This is a genomic window from Serratia odorifera (assembly GCF_041448735.1).
GTDB classification, from domain to species: Bacteria; Pseudomonadota; Gammaproteobacteria; order Enterobacterales; family Enterobacteriaceae; genus Serratia_F; species Serratia_F odorifera.
This window is the reverse complement of record NZ_JBGMUT010000001.1, coordinates 100,672-115,719: the sequence shown is the minus strand read 5'-3', so window position 1 is coordinate 115,719 and position 15,048 is coordinate 100,672. Positions and strand designations below refer to the sequence as shown.

Here is a 15,048-nt window from a genome sequence, read left to right as displayed (position 1 = left end):
ATTAACTAATTAAGCCAGCAGCGTCGCACCTCGCCAAGCCGCCATCGCCACTTGCCAGCCTATTAACTTAACAGGTTAATCATTTATTATTGACCTCCAGCCAGCGACGCTGCTGCGCCGACGCGGCAATAGCGTCCAGCACGCAAGAAACTTTCCAGCCTTCTTCAAAATCCGGCCACAGGCGATCGCCGGCGGCGATGCCGTTTACCAGATCGCGCACTTCCACGGTTTTTTGATCGTTGAAACCGATGCCATGCCCGGCGCTGATACAGAATGCGGCATAGTCCGGGTGCTTTGGCCCCACCAGCAGCGTCTTGAACCCTTGCCGTTCGGCGGGTTCATCGTGGCGGTATATCTTCAGTTCCGCCATCCGCTCCTGGGTATAGCTGAGCGTCCCCTTGGTGCCGGTAACCACATAGGTCAGTCCCATCTTGCGACCGCAGGCAATGCGCGAAGTTTCAATGGTCCCCATGGCGCCACTGGCAAAACGAACCAGTGCGCTGGCCTGATCCTCGTTTTCCACCTCGCACAACCGGGTCGGATGCTGCGGGTCAGGCCGCTGTTTGATCAGGGTTTGCATGTCGCCAGAGACCGCCACGATGTCACCCACCAGATAATGCGCCATATTGACGATATGAGCCGCCAAATCGCCCAATGCCCCAAGGCCGGCGCTGGCCTTGCGGCAATGCCAGTCAATCGGCGTGCGCGGATCGGCCAGATAGTCTTCATTATGGGTGCCGTAAAAATGCACCACCTCGCCGATTTCACCGTTGGCGATAATTTCACGCGCCAGCTGGCTGGTCGGGTTCTTCATATAGTTGAACCCCACCAGCGTCTTGACGCCCCGTTCGCGCGCCGCCTGCACCATAATCGCCGCATCATCGGCATCCAGCGCCAGCGGTTTTTCCGAATAGACATGCTTGCCATGACGAATCGCTTCCAGCGCCATTTCCTTGTGCAGGAAATTGGGCGCACAGATATCCACCACGTCAATGGCAGGATCGGCCACCAACTGCCGCCAATCGCCGGTAGAACGTGCAAAACCAAACTCCACGGCGCGCTGGCTGGCCAGTTCCGGCGTGACTTCCGCCAGCATTTCCAACACCAACTCACCTTTCAGTGGAAAAACCGTGCTTGCCTGTGCATAAGCAATGGCATGGCAGCGGCCGATATAACCGGTGCCAATTAATCCGACGCGAACCTGCTTCATCGTTGTTTCCTCAGCGTTGGGCCAGCCTGTCGCCAGTCGGCCATTAAATGGAACATTTAATTTATTAAAGATTTATATGGAATTAATAATCCAACATCAAGTTAAATGGAAAACAAACGTTGCTATTCGTGATGGCGTTCATGATTCGCCGATTATCAGAAGGAAATTGGATTTTTAGCAGGGTATTGCATCTATCCAAGATGAAACGCAATTGAATATAATGAATTGGAAATTTCATTTTGTGCCGTCATCATGGCCATCTCTGGCGTGCTGAAGGGGATGACAGGTGTGTTGCCTGCGCGATTTTGCTAGCATAATGTCGCGCGTGCAGCGGCCATGCCCTGCACTTCCGCCCTCGCGATTAGAGACGTTAACCATGTCAGCCAAAATACTCATCAGCGCCTGCCTGGCAGGTTTTAAAGTACGTTATAACGGTTCTGACAAGCCGATGGTCGATGCTACGCTGGCTCGCTGGCAGCAGGAAGGCCGTCTGGTGGTATGTTGCCCGGAACTGGCCGCCGGCTTTGCCACACCGCGCCCGCCGGCGGAAATCAGCCCGGCGGCCGACGGCGACGCGGTGCTCGCACAACGGGCACAGGTGATCGAAGCCACCGGCAACGACGTCACGGCGCAATATCTGCTTGGCGCACATCTGGCGCTGGAAACGGCCCGTCGACAAGGCTGTCGTTTCGCGCTGCTCACCGACGGCAGCCCGTCCTGCGGCAGCCAGTTGATTTATGACGGCGCCTTCGCCGGGCGCAGCAAGCCCGGCAACGGCGTCACCAGCGCATTGCTGCGTCAACACGGTATTGAGGTGTTCTCGCACCGTCAGATAGCGGCGCTGATCCGGCGCGTCGAACAGCATGAACGGGCTCAGCGCCCGGCAAGATAACTCGACAGCCGCTGGCGCAGGTGGGGGATCCCTTGCGGATGGTGCACGAATTGCTCAACCGCCATCATCTGCCAGTATTGACCTTCCTCACCAAATTGCACTGCGGCAATTTGCTGTGCCGTGATGGTGCCGACCATAAACCAGGTGGCGGGAGAGCCGGCTTGAATGCCGTGATAACGGCGCTGCCACAGCACTTGCTGTGGCGGTAACAGCAGCCCGAACTCTTCCAGCGTTTCTCGCTGTACGCACTGCAACGGCGTTTCGTTGCCTTCGCGTCCACCACCGGGAAGATCCCACAGGCCAGGCCAGGGGATGTCTGAGCGCTCATCGCGTAAATAAACCAGTAGCCGATCCTGATGCAGCAAGGCAATTTTTGCCCCACCGAAACTCTGCGCTTGCATGCCTGCTCCCCCTGACGCCCTGCGCCGTCGATGATAGTCAGCCGCTAGAAATAAACCTCGATGGCATTTCAAGCCATACAGCCCTGATGCAAGCCGAATAATTTAGGGTATAGTAAAAAACGGTTTTTCTACAGGCGAACAGGATCGATGAACTCTCCTTTTTTAGTGACTCCTCAATGGCTTGAACAACACCTTAACGACAGCGATCTGCGGGTGGTCGACGTGCGTATGTCGCCAGTCGGGCTGGTGCCGAAAAAAGACATGCGGGCAGAATTTGCCGCCGGCCACATCCCGGGCGCAGTGTATTTCGACATCGACGCGGTCGCCGACACCGCCACTACCCTGCCGCATATGCTGCCTGATGCCGAGACCTTTGCCGCCGCCGCCGGTCAATTGGGCATCAGCGAAAACAGCACCATTGTGTTTTACGACCAGGGCAATCAGTTTTCCGCACCGCGCGGCTGGTGGACCTTTCGCAGCTTCGGCGCGAAACAGGTTTATGTGCTGGACGAGGGGCTGGACGGCTGGCAAGCGCGCGGCAACGCGTTGGCAACCGGTGATGGCGCTCGCGCGCCGACCCAGTTCAACGCCCGCTTCAACGCCGATGCGCGGGTAAATCTGCGTCAGGTTGAACAGGCGCTGGGCGGCTCGACGCAAATACTCGACGCCCGCGCCGCGCCGCGTTTTTATGGCGACGCGCCGGAACCACGCCCGGGCCTGCACCGTGGCCACATTCCCGGCAGCATCAATATTCCCTATCCGGAGCTGCTGGAAAATGGCCGTTTCAAGTCGTTGGAGGCGATGAGACAACTGTTTAGCGATAAGGGGGTCGATCTCAACGGCCCGATTATCACCAGCTGTGGCTCCGGGGTTACCGCTGCGGTGCTGGCGTTTGCGCTGCTTTCACTGCAAGCGCCGCAGGTACGGCTGTACGACGGCTCCTGGACCGAGTGGGGAGCGCTGGACGGCAACCAGCCGATAGCCACCCGCTAAAGCGCCAGCCGTTCAACCACGATCTGCGCCAGACGCTGCACCGCGGCATCTGGCTGATCCTCGGCGCGATGCAGCACCACGCCCAACGGGCTGAGCGCCGGCAACTGCCCGGCAGGCAACGGCGTCACGCCTGTCGGCATGCCGGCCTCGGTACGCACCGTGACTCCCAAGCCAGCGCTGACGGCTGCCCATATGCCATTCAAACTGCGGCTGGTGAAGGCAATACGCCAGGGGATGCCAGCACGATCCAACGCCTGCGTCGCCGCGCTGCGCATCAGGCAGGGTGCATCAAACACCACCAGCGGCAACGGCTGCCCACTGGCTTGCCATGGCGCCACGGCAAACTCCGGCGGCGCTATCCAACGCATCATGCGTTGCCCCAGCGCCTGCTGAAAGGGGGTACTGACGCCGCTATCCCAGGCCAGCGACAAATCAAGCTGCCCGTTGATCACCCAATCAAGCAATTCGGCGTTGCGGGCAATGCGCGCTTCAATGCGCACCCGTGGATGCGCCCGGGCAAAACTGCCAAGCACCTGCGGCAAGAAGGTTTCGCCAAAATCCTCCTGTAACCCGAGCCGTACCGTGCCGTGCAGATCCCAGCCGCGCACCGCGCAGGCGGCTTCATCGTTCAACTCCAGCAGCCGACGGGCATAGCCGAGCAGCATTTCTCCCGCTTCGGTCATCACCATGCCACGCCCGGATTTGCGCAAAATCGGCGCCCCCACCTGCTGCTCCAGTTTTTTCAGATGCGCGCTGACGGCGGAAGTCGAACGCCCCAGGCGTTGCGCCGCCCTGGCAAAGCTGCCCAACTCAATGCCGGTGACGAAGCTGCGCAAGTCGTCGAGATCAAAGGTGATACGCCCCATGCTGACCATCCTGATTTTATGGACTATTAGTCAAAATAATGTCGATTTTAATCACAAACATCGCGTGTCAGGCTGGAGCTGTCAACGACTTTCAGGAGAATCATCATGCTTGCCATGCAATACCGCTTTACCCTGCCGGCCGACTATCCGATGGAGATTATCCGCCAACGCATCGCTACCGCCGGCCCGCTGCTCGACAACTGTCCACAGCTGATGATCAAAGCCTATCTTTATGCGCTAAAGGGGGAGCACGGCGCGGAAAACCGCTATGCGCCATTTTATCTGTGGAACAGCAGTCAGGGCATGAGCGCGTTTTTGCTCGGCCAGGGTTTTGTCGGCTTGACCCAGTCGTTCGGCTGGCCGCAGGTCGACCATTGGCTGCCCTGGCTGGCGCACATCGATCGCGCGCAGTTGACGCACGCGCGCTTTGCCAGCATTGAACGCCGGCCAATCGCTCCCTTCAGCGACCTGTCACGCTTGCGCAGCCGGCAACGCGCCGATCCTCAGGCCGTGGCCAGCATCAGCGCGTTCGACCCCGCCGCCTGGCAGTTGCTGCGCATGCGGCTGTGGCGAACGGCGCCGGCACGGTTGAGCGGTGCGGCCCAGTGGTATGCCGTCGGTCACGTCAGCGCCCCTTTTGACAGCTCCGCAGTAGCCAATCCTCTCTAGCCTCCACCGGGGGCTGGCGATCAAATCGCCACCAGTCCCCGTACGCCGTCCCGCTCCATCTCGCCGCCGCTACCGCGCTGTACAATCTGGCCGCGCGACATCACCAGATAGCGATCCGCCAGTTCGGCGGCGAAATCATAGAATTGTTCCACCAGTAAAATGGCCATGTCTCCCTGCGCCGCCAGCTGTGTGATCACCGTGCCGATCTCTTTGATCACCGAAGGCTGGATACCTTCGGTCGGCTCATCAAGGATCAGCAGCCGTGGCCGACAGGCCAGTGCGCGGCCAATCGCCAACTGCTGTTGTTGCCCACCGGACAGATCGCCGCCACGCCGCTGCTTCATCTGTTCCAACACCGGGAACAGCTGGTAGATCTGCGTCGGTACCCGTTTCGCCGCGCCGCCGGAAAAGCGCGCCAACCCCATCAGCAGGTTTTCCTCTACCGTCAGGCGCGGGAATATCTCGCGCCCCTGCGGCACATAGGCGATGCCGGCCTGTACCCGCTGGTGCGGTTTACGGCTATTGATGGTTTTGCCCTGCCAGACAATGTCGCCGCTCTTCGCCGGCACCAGCCCCATCAGGCACTTCAACAGGGTCGTTTTTCCCACGCCGTTACGCCCCAGCAGGCAGGTGACTTCACCGATCGGCACCTCAAAAGACAGCCCGCGCAAAATATGACTGCCGCCGTAAAACTGATTCAGTTCGCTAACGTGCAACATGGCTATGTTCCCTCTTTGATTGGCTCAGCGCCCCAGATAGACCTCGATCACCTGCTCGTCAGCCTGTACCTGCGCCAGGGATCCCTCTGCCAGAACCTGCCCCTGATGCAGTACCGTCACGTGGTCGGCAATGCTTTCGACAAACCCCATGTCATGCTCCACCACCATCAGCGAATGGCTGCCGGCCAGCGATTTGAACAGTTCAGCGGTATATTCGGTTTCGGCATCGGTCATACCGGCAGCCGGTTCATCAAGCAGTAGCAGGTGCGGCTCCTGCACCAACAGCATGCCGATTTCCAGAAACTGTTTTTGCCCGTGCGACAGCAGCCCCGCCGGGCGGTGTCGTTCATGGCTCAGCCTGAGGGTTTTCAGCATCTGGTCAATGCGATCGCGCTGTTCGCCGTTCAGTTTGGCACGCAGACAGGCCCACACCGATTTCGGGTTTTTCTGCGCGATCGCCAGATTTTCAAACACCGTCAGCGCTTCGAATACCGTCGGCTTTTGAAACTTGCGGCCAATGCCGCTCTGCGCGATGCGGATCGGATCCATCGTCGTCAGATCGCGCGTTTGATCGTAAAACACCCGCCCGCTGTCCGGCCGCGTTTTGCCGGTGATCACGTCCATCAAGGTGGTTTTACCGGCGCCGTTAGGCCCGATCACACAGCGCAACTCGCCGACGCCGATCTGCAACGACAGATCGCGCAGCGCGTGAAATCCGTCGAAGCTGACGTTGATCTTGTCCAGCAGCAGGATCGGATCGGTCTGCGTGCGACGTTTGTCGGCCGGCAGTGGGTGGGTAAACAGTGGCTCGCTAATCTGCATCGAACTCATCAGGACTTCCTCCTGCGCAGCAAACCCATCACGCCGCGCGGTAGAAACAGCGTCACCAGGATAAACATCAGCCCGAGGAATAACTGCCAATATTCCGGTATCGCCATGGTGAACCAGCTTTTGGCGCCGTTGACGATACCCGCGCCGAGCAGCGGCCCCACCAACGTGCCACGCCCGCCGAACGCCACCCAAATCGCCGCCTCGATCGAATTGGTCGGCGACATTTCGCTCGGGTTGATGATACCGACCTGTGGGACATACAGCGCGCCGGCCAGCCCACACAGCACCGCCGACAGCGTCCAGACGAACAGTTTGAATCCCTTTGGATCATAGCCGCAGAACATCAGGCGATTTTCTGCGTCGCGTACCGCCGTCAGCACGCGGCCGAATTTGCTGCGCGCCAGCGCAAAGCCTAACGCCAGACTGGCGACCAGCAGCAGTACCGTGGCCAAAAACAGCGCCACGCGCGTGCCGGTAGCGGTGATGGAGAAGCCGAGCAACGTGGTGAAACCGGTAAAACCGTTGTTGCCGCCAAAGCCGGTTTCATTACGAAAGAACAACAGCATGCCGGCATAGGTCAGCGCCTGGGTCATGATAGAGAAATAGACGCCCTTGATTTTGGAGCGGAAGGCAAAGTAACCAAACAGCCAGGCCAGCCCCCCCGGCACCAGTACGATCAGGCACAGCGCCCAGGCAAAGTATTGCGTACCGCTCCAGAACCACGGCAGTTCGCTCCACGACAGGAAGGACATAAACGCCGGCAGGCCGTCGCCGGCCGCCTGGCGCATCAGGTACATGCCCATGGCATAGCCACCGAGCGCAAAGAACAGCCCATGGCCAAGCGACAGCAGTCCGGCATAGCCCCACACCAGATCCAGCGCGACGGCCACCACCGCATAGCACAGGATTTTGCCCACCAGCGTCAGCGTATAGGTGGAGATCGCCAGCGGGTGTTCCGCCGGCAGTAGCGCCAGAAACGGCATGCTCATCAGCGCCAGCAACAGCAGTCCGCCGAGGCTCCAGGCGACGCGCGGCGCTTTTTGCAGTCCGGTCACGGTCAATGGTTGGCTCATCAGTCAATCACCCTGCCCTTAAAGGCAAACAGCCCTTGAGGACGCTTTTGAATAAACAGAACGATCAGCGCCAGGATCAGGATTTTGCCCAATACGGCGCCCAGTTGCGGCTCGAGGATTTTGTTGACAATACCGAGTCCCAGCGCGGCCACCACCGTGCCGGCCAATTGCCCAACGCCCCCCAGCACCACCACCAGAAATGAATCGATGATATATCCCTGCCCCAGTTCCGGCCCAACGTTACCGAGCTGCGACAGCGCCACGCCGCCCAACCCGGCGATGCCGGAACCGAGACCGAACGCCAGCATGTCAACACGCCCGGTCGGCACGCCGCAGCACGCGGCCATGGCGCGGTTTTGCGTTACCGCACGCACGTTCATGCCGAGCCGGGTTTTATTCAGCAACAGCCAGGTAAACACCAACACCAGCGCCACAAACACCATTACCGCGATGCGGTTCCACGGCAGCACCAGGTTGGGCAACAGTGCGATCCCGCCGGACAGCCAGGCGGGGTTGGCCACCTCCACGTTCTGTGTGCCAAACAGCATCCGCACCAGTTGGATCAACATCAGGCTGATGCCCCAGGTCGCCAGCAACGTTTCCAGCGGCCGGCCATACAAGTGGCGAATCACCGTGCGCTCGAGCGCCATGCCAATCGCCGCGGTCACGGCAAACGCCACTGGCAGCGCCACCAGCGGATACAGCGCCAGCCACTGCGGTGCGAACTGCTGAAACAGCCCCTGAACCAGATAGGCGGCATAGGCGCCGAGCATCAGCATCTCGCCGTGAGCCATGTTGATTACCCCGAGTAAACCGTAGGTGATCGCCAGTCCGAGCGCCGCCAAAAGCAGGATCGATCCCAGCGACAGCCCGGCAAACGCCTGACCGATCAGATCGCCGATCATCAGTCGGTGCTTGATGCTGTCCAGACTCTGCTGCGCGGCGGCCCGCACCGCGGCATCCGGCTCGTTGGCCGCCTGTGTCAGCGTTTGCAGACGCGCCAGGGTTTGCGCATCGCTCGAACTGCCCAGCAACTTCACCGCGTTCAGCCGCACCTGCGGGCTGTCGGCAGCCAGTTGCAGGTTGGCCAGCGCCACGCTCAACGCCAGGTGAACCTCCGCGTTCTGCTCCACCGCCAGCCGTCGGCTTAGCAACGGCAACTGGTCGCTTTGTGCCTCGCGTTGCAGCGCGGTGGCCGCCTGCAATCGCAGTTGTGCATCGTCACTGACCAGGCGGTGCGCCGACAGGGCATTGGCGATCAGGATGCGCAGCCGGTTATTCAGCCACACTTTTTTCACCGTCCCCTGCACTGCGGCATCCCCCTCCAGCGGCAGCAGTTTATCGCCCTGCTGGACGAACGCCTGCCCGGCGCCGTCAATCACCACCTTTTCCTGCTTCAGCGCCTGTAACAATGGCAGCCGCGCAGCGTCCGGCTCGGCGGCCCACGCCTGCAGCAATCGCGCCTGCTGAGCGCGGCTGGCGGCGGCAAAATCACTGGCCGGTCCGGCCTGTGCCCAGAGCGGCAGGCAACACAGCAGCCATAACCACGGCCGCAGTCTGGATAAGCTCAATAATGGCATTGGCTGTCTCTCCGTTGCGCCGGGCGTACCCGGCCTTGGCTTTGCCTGGTCGGCAAACGGCGCGGCACGCCGCGCCACTGCCGACCAATGGCATTACTTACCGCCCTTCACCGGGCTGTCTGGCTTTTTGTCGTTGCCGGCAATAAACGGGCTCCACGGTTGCGCACGCACCGGCTGGTCGGTCTGCCACACCACGTTGAACTGCCCGTTGTCTTCGATTTCACCGATCATTACCGGTTTGTGCAGATGGTGATTGGTGCTGTCCATGGTCAGGGTAAAGCCCGACGGCGCGGCAAAGCTTTGCCCGGCCATCGCGGCGCGCACTTTATCCACGTCGGTGGTGCCGGCTTTTTCCACCGCCTGCGCCCACATATGGATGCCGACGTAGGTCGCTTCCATCGGATCGTTGGTTACGGCACTGGCGTAATTTGGCAGGTTATGCGCTTTGGCATAGGCGCGCCATTCGGCGACGAACTTGCGGTTGACCGGGTTATCCACCGACTGGAAGTAGTTCCACGCGGCCAGATTGCCCACCAGCGGCTTGGCGTCGATGCCACGCAGCTCCTCCTCGCCGACCGAGAAGGCGATCACCGGTACCTCGGTGGCTTTCAGTCCCTGATTGGCCAGTTCTTTATAGAACGGCACGTTGGAATCGCCGTTGATGGTGGAGATCACCGCAGTTTTGCCACCGGCGGAGAACTTCTTGATGTTGGCGACGATGGTTTGGTAATCGCTATAGCCGAATGGCGTATACACTTCCTCGATATCTTTATCCTGTACCCCCTTCGAATGCAGGAAGGCGCGCAGGATCTTGTTAGTGGTGCGCGGGTAGACATAGTCGGTACCCAGCAGGAAGAAGCGCCTGGCGCTGCCGCCGTCTTCGCTCATCAGGTACTCCACCGCCGGGATCGCCTGCTGGTTTGGCGCCGCGCCGGTATAAAACACGTTGGGTGACATTTCTTCGCCTTCATACTGCACCGGGTAGAACAGCAGGCCGTTCAGCTCTTCAAACACCGGCAGCACCGATTTGCGCGACACCGAGGTCCAGCAGCCAAACACCACCGCCGCTTTATCCTGCGTCAGTAACTGGCGCGCCTTTTCGGCGAACAGCGGCCAGTTGGAGGCCGGATCGACCACCACTGGTTCAAGCTTTTTGCCCAATACGCCCCCCTTGGCGTTGATATCCGCAATGGTCATCAACGCCACGTCTTTCAATGGCGTTTCAGAAATGGCCATGGTGCCGGACAGCGAGTGCAGGATACCGACCTTGATGGTGTCGGCGGCCTGTACGCTCCAGGCGATTCCCATGCCGATCACGCTGGCGGACAGAGCGAAAGCCTTGATAAAATGACGACGTTGCATAGTGCGACTCCTGGTGAAATGAGATGAATGCCTGCCCTGTCAACGCCGCGCCTGATGCAGCATATGCAGGGTTATTTTTCGTACTTCGGCCTTGCTGACGGCAATGTGATTAGCGAGCAGCGTTTGTGCCTCCTCAGTGCGGTGTTGCAAAATCGCCTGCAAAATCGCGGCGTGTTCGTTATAGGTCGCCTCGATACGCGGCCCCTGGGTAAAGTCCAGCCGACGAATGATGCGAATCTTCTCGGTGACGTCACGATGAATGCGCGCCATTTCCCCGTTACCGGCGGCAGCGACCAGCGTCAGGTGAAATTGCTCATCGTGCAGCGCCACGGTTTTGCCCTCTTCCAGCCGCGGGTCATGCAGCCAGAACGCCGCCAGTTCCGTCAGCGTCGGCGGCGTTTCCCCCACTGACCGGGCACACAGGCGCTTCACCGCTTCCCGCTCCAGCACGATGCGCAGGTCGTACAGCTCCTCGAAATAGGCAAAATCGAACGGGCGCACCTGCCAGCCGCTGCGAAAATGCACGTCGACATAGCCCTCCCGTTCCAGCCAGAACAGCGCCTGGCGTACCGGCGTACGGCTGACGTCCATACGTGCGGCGACGTCGCTTTCGCTGAAACGGTCGCCCGGCAGCAGCCGAAACTCAAAGATGTCGTCCTTGAGCTGCAAATAGATGCGCTCCGCCAGCCCCTCCGGCCGTGTCTTGTTGTGGTGATTGGCGATTTGCATACGCTTCCTCTCTGTCCCGTGGGTATTCGCCCGGCTCCGCAAAGCCTGTGCGCGTCGCTCAGCTGGCGTGTTCCAGCCACAGCAACGCATCGCCCGGGCCTACCGGCCTACCGGGCTGGCAACTGATGCGCTTGACCACGCCGGCGCGCGGCGCGGTGACCGCCAGTTCCATTTTCATCGCTTCCACCACAATCAGCGGTTGGCCCGCTTCGACCGACTGGCCCGGTTCGACCAGGATTTTCCACACGTTGCCATTCAAATCGGCGCTGACCAGATAGCCGTCGATCTGGCTGTCGTCCTCCACCGGCGGCAAGAGTTGCGCTTCCGGCTCGGCATCTTCAGCCTGCCAGCGCGCCACTTCGCTGCGAAATGCCTGCTGCTGACGCTGCTGGAACTCGGCGATCTGCCCGGCGTTATCCACCAGGAAACGGTTGTATTCGGCGAAGTCGAACTCACCGGGTTCAATGCGGATTTGCATGCGCCCCTCACGGAACGCCTCGCGCTGCTGTTCCAACTCCTGTTCGCTGACCGGATAAAAGCGCACCTGGTCGAAGAAGCGCAGCAGCCACGGCTGCCCGGCGGAGAACTGCGAGTTTTTCAGGTACTTGTTCCAGATCGGCAGCGTGCGCCCGACCAATTGATAGCCCCCCGGCGAATCCATGCCGTAAATGCACATATACATACCGCCGATGCCTACCGTCCCTTCGGCGGTATGGGTTCGCGCCGGGCTGTATTTCGAACTCAGCAGGCGATGACGTGGATCGACAGGCACCGCGCAAGGCGCGCCGAGATAGACGTCGCCAAGCCCGAGGATCAGGTAACTGGCGTCGAAGATGATGTCACGCACCCGTTCACGCTGGCTCAGCCCATTAATCCGCTGAATGAAATCGACGTTGTTGGGCAGCCATGGTGCGCTGGAGCGCACGGTTTGCTGATAGCGATCCACCGCCCCCAGCGTGGCGGAATCCTCAAACGCCATCGGTAAATACACGATGCGCGTCGGCACCTTCAGGTTGCTGACGTCAGCCAACGCCAGTTCGCGCGTCAGCAGGCGCGCCACCAGATCGCGCTGACCGATAACCCGACTGTCGTAGCGAACCTGCAGCGAGCGAACCCCCGGCGCCAGCTCTTCCACACCAGCGATCGGCTGCTGCTCCAGCGATTGCATCAGCAGATGAATACGCAGCCGCGATGCCAGATCCAGCACGTTGTCGCCGTACTCCATCAGCAGGTAGCCGTCCCCCGCCTGGCGATACACCACCGCCGGTCGCCCCTGCTCTGCGGGCAGCGCGGCAACGATGGTCGCCGACGCCGTATCGCCCGGCGTCAACGCCGGAGCCGGCAGAGTAATGGCCTTGATCGCCGCCAGCGCTTCAATGCTGCCGAGCTGCGCCTGCTCCAGCGACTGCGCCTGCTTGAAGCCAATCGGATGGAAACGGATGCGATCGCCCGGTTTCACCTGACCGACTTTCCACAGTTCGGCCTTGGCAATGGTTACCGGGCAGACGAAACCACCGAGGCTCGGCCCGTCGCGAGTGAGGATCACCGGGAAGTCACCGGTGAAGTTGATGGCGCCGATGGCGTATTCACAATCATGCACGTTGGAAGGATGCAGCCCCGCTTCGCCGCCGTCCTGCCGTGCCCAGTCGGGTTTTGGCCCGGATAGCCGCACGCCAAGACGGTTGGAGTTGTAATGCACCTGCCATTCGCTGGCAAAAAAGGTTTCAATCGATTGTGGGGTGAAGAAATCCGGCGCGCCGTGCGGCCCATACAGCACGCCAATATTCCAGACCTCGCCATACTGCGGGATCAGGCTGTCGTCCATCGCCTGCGGCGCGGCGATCGGTGCCGGCGTGCTGCTGGCAGACAGCTCTGGCTGGGCGATGGCCAGCATGTCGGCAACCCGCAGAATGCGGCCGGCATGGCCGCCAAACTGGCCGAGTGCGAAGGTGGAACGGCTGCCGAGATACATCGGCACGTCAAAGCCGTTGCGCACTGCCAGATAGGTTCGGCAGCCGTGGCGCGCCCGGCCGAGCGTCAGTCGCTGCCCGGCACGCACCGCGATCGGTTGCCAATAGGTCAATGGTTCGCCGTCCAGCTCTGCCGGGCAGTCGGCGCCGGTCAGGGCAATGGTGGCCGCGCAGTGAAAACGCAGCGTCGGGCCTTGCAGGGTGAACTCCAGCCCGGCGGCACTCGGATGGTTGCCGACGATGCGGTTGGCCAGACGGAAAGCAAAATCATCCATCGGCCCGGACGGCGGCACGCCGATATCCCAATACCCCAGCCGGCCGGGATAGTCCTGTACACTGCTGTAAGTGCCGGGTTGCAGCACTTCAATGCAGTGCGCCTGGTAACTGAAGTCGTCGAGCATCCTCGTCCAGACGTCGCCGTGACGGAACGCCTCGGTCGCCACGATCTGGCGCAGGTAATCCAGATTGGTGGCAATGCCGTGCAGTTGCGTGGCGCCCAGCGCCTGCTGCATTTTCGCCAGCGCCTGCGCCCGATCGTCGCCATACACGATCAGCTTGGCGATCATCGGATCGTAAAACGCCGATACTTCGCTGCCGGTACTGACCCAGCCGTCAACCCGCACGTCAGGCGGGAAACTGACCTCGGTCAGTACGCCGGGGCTTGGCTGGAAGTTTTTCAGCGGGTCTTCGGCATAAATGCGCACCTCGATCGCCGCGCCCTGCGGAGCGCGTTGCAACGCCGCCCAGTCCAAATCGTCACCCGCCGCCACCTGTAGCATACATTCGATCAGATCCAGGCCGGTTACCGCTTCGGTCACCGGGTGCTCAACCTGTAGTCGGGTGTTCACCTCCAGAAAGTAAAACTCGTCGCGCTCGCCGTCATAGATAAACTCCACCGTGCCAGCGCTGCGATAGTTGACCGATTCACCCAGTGCAATCGCCGCGCGATGCAGCGCCTGCCGGGTCGCCTCGGGCAGATTTGGCGCCGGCGTTTCTTCCACCACTTTCTGGTTGCGCCGCTGCAATGAGCAGTCTCGTTCGCCAAGCGCCAGCACGCGCCCCTGACCATCGCCAAAGATTTGCACTTCCACGTGGCGCGCCCGTTCGACGCAGCGTTCAACAAACGCACCGGCGTCGCGGAAGAACTGTTGTCCCATACGCTTCACACCGTCGTAGGCTTCCCGCAGCGCGGCCTGATCATCGCAGCGCGACAGGCCAATACCGCCACCGCCGGCGGTACTTTTCAGCATCACCGGGTAACCGATGTGTGCCGCCGCTTCAACCGCTGCCTCTACGCTATCCAGCAGACCGGTGCCCGGCGTCATCGGCACCCCGGCGAGCGCCGCCAGTTCACGGGCGCGGTGCTTGAGGCCAAATTCGCGGATCTGCCGGGCGGTCGGGCCAATAAACGCGATGCCGGCCGCCTCGCAGGCCTCGGCAAATTCGGCGCTTTCCGACAGGAATCCGTAACCGGGATAAATCGCCTGCGCGCCGCTCTGCGCCGCCGCAGCCAGGATCTTGTCAATGCACAGGTAACTGTCTGCGGCCTTTTCGCCACCCAGCGCTACCGCGCAATCGGCGTCGGTGACGTGTGGTGCATGGCGATCGGCAGCGGAATACACTGCGACGCTGGCGATCCCTAGACGTTTCAGGGTGCGGATCGCGCGGCAGGCAATTTCGCCACGATTGGCAATCAATACGGTGGTAAACATTATGAAATCCTTATGTATCCAGAACGTTTCCGGCCCCGATC

The 15,048-nt window shown here is 60.9% G+C and carries 13 protein-coding genes; 3 read left to right on the top strand and 10 right to left on the bottom strand.

Annotation, left to right across the window (positions count from 1 at the left end):
- Window positions 1–79: 79 nt before the first annotated feature.
- Window positions 80–1,210, bottom strand: a complete 1,131-nt coding sequence (locus ACCC84_RS00585; protein WP_004965532.1) for a Gfo/Idh/MocA family protein — start codon at window positions 1,208–1,210, stop codon at window positions 80–82.
- Between the two features lie 376 nt (window positions 1,211–1,586).
- On the opposite strand from ACCC84_RS00585, the gene ACCC84_RS00580 reads away from it, so the two are divergent.
- Window positions 1,587–2,102, top strand: coding sequence for a 2-thiouracil desulfurase family protein (locus ACCC84_RS00580; protein ID WP_004965534.1), 516 nt, complete (start codon window positions 1,587–1,589; stop codon window positions 2,100–2,102).
- Here the strand turns inward: ACCC84_RS00580 and ACCC84_RS00575 are convergent.
- Complete coding sequence (locus ACCC84_RS00575; protein WP_004965535.1) at window positions 2,084–2,503, bottom strand: NUDIX hydrolase; 420 nt, start codon at window positions 2,501–2,503, stop codon at window positions 2,084–2,086. The genes ACCC84_RS00580 and ACCC84_RS00575 overlap by 19 nt on opposite strands.
- Before the next feature lie 147 nt (window positions 2,504–2,650).
- Here ACCC84_RS00575 and sseA point away from each other — a divergent pair, with 147 nt between their 5' ends.
- Window positions 2,651–3,496, top strand: coding sequence for a 3-mercaptopyruvate sulfurtransferase (sseA, locus tag ACCC84_RS00570; RefSeq protein WP_004965537.1), 846 nt, complete (start codon window positions 2,651–2,653; stop codon window positions 3,494–3,496).
- Here sseA and ACCC84_RS00565 read toward each other — a convergent pair.
- Entirely contained in the window at window positions 3,493–4,362 is an 870-nt protein-coding gene (locus ACCC84_RS00565; RefSeq protein ID WP_371901453.1) for a LysR substrate-binding domain-containing protein, read from the bottom strand. The two genes, sseA and ACCC84_RS00565, sit on opposite strands and share 4 nt — an antisense overlap.
- Window positions 4,363–4,467: 105 nt before the next feature.
- On the opposite strand from ACCC84_RS00565, the gene ACCC84_RS00560 reads away from it, so the two are divergent.
- Window positions 4,468–5,031 carry a DUF4865 family protein gene (locus ACCC84_RS00560; RefSeq protein WP_004965540.1) on the top strand — a complete coding sequence of 188 codons (564 nt, stop codon included), beginning with the start codon at window positions 4,468–4,470 and terminating at the stop codon, window positions 5,029–5,031.
- A gap of 20 nt (window positions 5,032–5,051) precedes the next feature.
- On the opposite strand, the gene urtE is transcribed toward ACCC84_RS00560, so the two are convergent.
- The 7 genes from urtE to uca form a co-directional block, all read right to left on the bottom strand.
- The gene (gene urtE / locus ACCC84_RS00555) at window positions 5,052–5,750 is read right to left on the bottom strand and encodes an urea ABC transporter ATP-binding subunit UrtE (RefSeq protein WP_004965542.1); all 699 of its coding nucleotides are present in this window, start codon (window positions 5,748–5,750) and stop codon (window positions 5,052–5,054) included.
- A gap of 24 nt (window positions 5,751–5,774) precedes the next feature.
- The gene (urtD, locus tag ACCC84_RS00550) at window positions 5,775–6,572 is read right to left on the bottom strand and encodes an urea ABC transporter ATP-binding protein UrtD (protein ID WP_371901655.1); all 798 of its coding nucleotides are present in this window, start codon (window positions 6,570–6,572) and stop codon (window positions 5,775–5,777) included.
- Between the two features lie 8 nt (window positions 6,573–6,580).
- The gene (gene urtC / locus ACCC84_RS00545; protein ID WP_004965547.1) at window positions 6,581–7,654 is read right to left on the bottom strand and encodes an urea ABC transporter permease subunit UrtC; all 1,074 of its coding nucleotides are present in this window, start codon (window positions 7,652–7,654) and stop codon (window positions 6,581–6,583) included.
- On the bottom strand, window positions 7,654–9,234 hold the full coding sequence (gene urtB, locus ACCC84_RS00540; RefSeq protein WP_039992334.1) for an urea ABC transporter permease subunit UrtB: 1,581 nt from the start codon (window positions 9,232–9,234) through the stop codon (window positions 7,654–7,656). Before urtB ends, urtC begins: the two co-directional genes overlap by 1 nt.
- A 93-nt stretch (window positions 9,235–9,327) precedes the next feature.
- The gene (urtA, locus tag ACCC84_RS00535) at window positions 9,328–10,596 is read right to left on the bottom strand and encodes an urea ABC transporter substrate-binding protein (protein ID WP_004965553.1); all 1,269 of its coding nucleotides are present in this window, start codon (window positions 10,594–10,596) and stop codon (window positions 9,328–9,330) included.
- A gap of 39 nt (window positions 10,597–10,635) precedes the next feature.
- A complete protein-coding gene (locus tag ACCC84_RS00530; RefSeq protein WP_004965556.1) occupies window positions 10,636–11,325 on the bottom strand; it encodes a GntR family transcriptional regulator in 690 nt (229 codons plus the stop codon).
- Window positions 11,326–11,383: 58 nt separating this feature from the next.
- Window positions 11,384–15,007 (bottom strand): urea carboxylase, encoded by a 3,624-nt coding sequence (gene uca / locus ACCC84_RS00525; RefSeq protein ID WP_198772830.1) that lies wholly within the window; start codon window positions 15,005–15,007, stop codon window positions 11,384–11,386.
- Window positions 15,008–15,048 lie beyond the last annotated feature (41 nt).